This window comes from Angustibacter luteus (assembly GCF_039541115.1).
GTDB classification, from domain to species: domain Bacteria; phylum Actinomycetota; class Actinomycetes; order Actinomycetales; family Angustibacteraceae; genus Angustibacter; species Angustibacter luteus.
In genome coordinates this window covers 1-2,248 of record NZ_BAABFP010000001.1, presented here as the reverse complement: position 1 = coordinate 2,248, position 2,248 = coordinate 1, and the positions used below count along the sequence as shown (strand labels likewise).

The following is a 2,248-nucleotide window of genomic DNA, read 5'->3' as shown; positions in this document are numbered from 1 at the left end:
CGTCTACGACGACACCAACCTGCCCGCGCGCATCCGCCGCAACGGCGCCTGAAGCACCTCGCTCCACCGTCGGCAGCCGGCTCCGTCCACCAGGACGGGGCCGGCTGCCGGCCTTTGCCCCGGTACGACGCGAGCCAGGGCCGACCCGGCGGTGCGGGTCGGCCCTGGCTCAGGGTGCTGCGCGGGTCAGCCGTTGCGGCGGATCCGGGCGGGCTGGCCGTTGTCGTCGTAGACGTTGCCGTCAGCCACCATGGGAGTGGTCGCCGGGGTGATCACCGGGCAGTCGGCGACCCGGGTGTTGCGGCCGAACCGGTTGCTGTTCACCACGAGCCCCTGGAGCGGGCCGTACGACTTCTCGGCGATGTTCACCGTGCAGCCGCCACCGTCGGCCCAGTTGCCGGTGAAGGTCAGGTTCCGCGTCGCCGCCACGTCCTGGGTGACCATCAGCCCGGCGTTGTAGGCGCCGGACAGCGCGTTGCCGGTCAGCTTGATGTTGGAGCCGCCCTGCACCTGGATGCTGTCGTCGTGGCTGCCCTTGCCGCCCCAGGTCGGGTCGCTGACGTAGTGCAGGTTGTCGTGCAGCCAGGACGCGGTCAGCGAGGTGTTGCTGCCATAGATCTGCACCGTGTCGTTGACAGCGTGGATGTTCAGCCGACGGGCCGTGAAGCCGTACCCCTTCAGCCCGTCCACGCCGGGCTGCGCGGTGGCCTGAGCCAGCTCCACGTCGGAGATCACCACCCCGGGGCTGTTCGAGCTCACCAGGGCGGCGGTCTGGCCGGCGATGGGCCGGCCCCGGACGACCGAGTTCTTGAAGGTCACGTTGGCGGCGCTGATCTTCACGAACCCACGCACGTCCAGCCCCTGCACCACGGCACCGGCCGTGGTGATCGTCAGATCACCCTGGTGCACAGTCAGCGCGGTGCCGGCCGGCACGCCGGTGTTGGAGGCACCCGGCCGCCCACCCGAGGGCGGTGCCGGAGCGGTCGTCGTGGTGGGCGTGGCCGTGGTGGTGGTGCTGGTCGTGGGCTTGGCCGTGGTGGTGCTGGTGGTGGGCTTGGGTGCCGTCGTGGTGGTCGTGGGCTTCGCCGTGGTGGTGCTGGTGGTGGGCTTGGGTGCCGTCGTGGTGGTCGTCGGTGCCGTGGTGGTCGCCGTCGGCTCCGGGACGGGTGTCCCGGTACCCCTGCTGCGGAAGTCGCTCACCACGACATCCTGACCGCCGGGGCTGCCGCTGGACTGGTAGACGGACAGCCCGACCGAGCCGGCGCGCTGGAGCGAGGCGCGGTTGTCCGAACGGCTCACCATCCACGCGGCGGGCTCGGGTGCGCCGACGGGCCAGGCCTTGGCGGCCAGCTTGGTGGGCGAGAGCCCCTGCACGCTCAGCCGCACCACCAGCGGCGTCTGGGCCGCGGCGGTGGCGCCGGGGACGATGACCCCGCCGAGGTTGGACGTCGAGACCGGAGGGCCGCCGAACAGGGACAGCGCGAGCTGCCCGTCGGACCGGTAGCGCAGCACGGCGCTGTACTGGTCCCTGCCGACCCGGCGTCCGACGAAGGTCACGTAGGTGCCGCCGCCCTTGGTGTTCGGGCGGGCGATCGCCAGGGTGCTGAGCAGGTCGGTGCTCGCGGTGGTCACCGACTTGAGCTCGGCGTCGACGCCGGCGCCGGTGGCCAGCGCCAGGTGGGCGGCACCGCTCGCGACCGAGGTCCCGGCGGAGCTGCCGCCCAGCTGCCAGGCGCCGCCCTGCTCCGCGGAGCCGAGGCCGTGTTGCACCGTGCGGTCGAAGCCATCCGCGAACGTCGTCGTCGGGCCCCCGAACGCGACGTTGCCCGACGCGGCCCAGATCGAGCTGAGCATCGCCACGACGACGGCGACAGCCGCCATCGGGCCACGTTGACCGCGCAGCGGGCGCAGCACGCGTGGCGCGCGGTGTCCCTCCCGGGCAGCCGCGTGCCGGGCTGGGGTCTGGAGACGATGCGCCCCCGCGCTCGTCGGTCTCGAAGTAACTAGTCCGTTTGGGTGGTGGCCGATCACCCGGGCAGAGTGTCAGGTCACAGGGTGCTATGCAAAGTCGGATCGTTATACGGACTTGCGCTGGCGGTGCCTCTTTGTGGTCAAACGGACTAGTTCTCTCGACCTAGAGTAACAAATTCTCACCCAAAGTAGCGGAAAGCGTTACCCAATAGTGCCCGAGGTGCTTCAGGCGCCGTTGCGGCGGATGCGCGCGGGCAGGTTGGTGTCGTCGTAGACG

At 71.0% G+C, this 2,248-nt stretch carries 1 protein-coding gene; it reads right to left on the bottom strand.

What is annotated here, in order from left to right:
- Positions 1 to 186: 186 nt before the first annotated feature.
- The gene (locus ABEB17_RS00005; RefSeq protein WP_345714498.1) at positions 187 to 1,881 is read right to left on the bottom strand and encodes a hypothetical protein; all 1,695 of its coding nucleotides are present in this window, start codon (positions 1,879 to 1,881) and stop codon (positions 187 to 189) included.
- Positions 1,882 to 2,248: the final 367 nt, after the last annotated feature.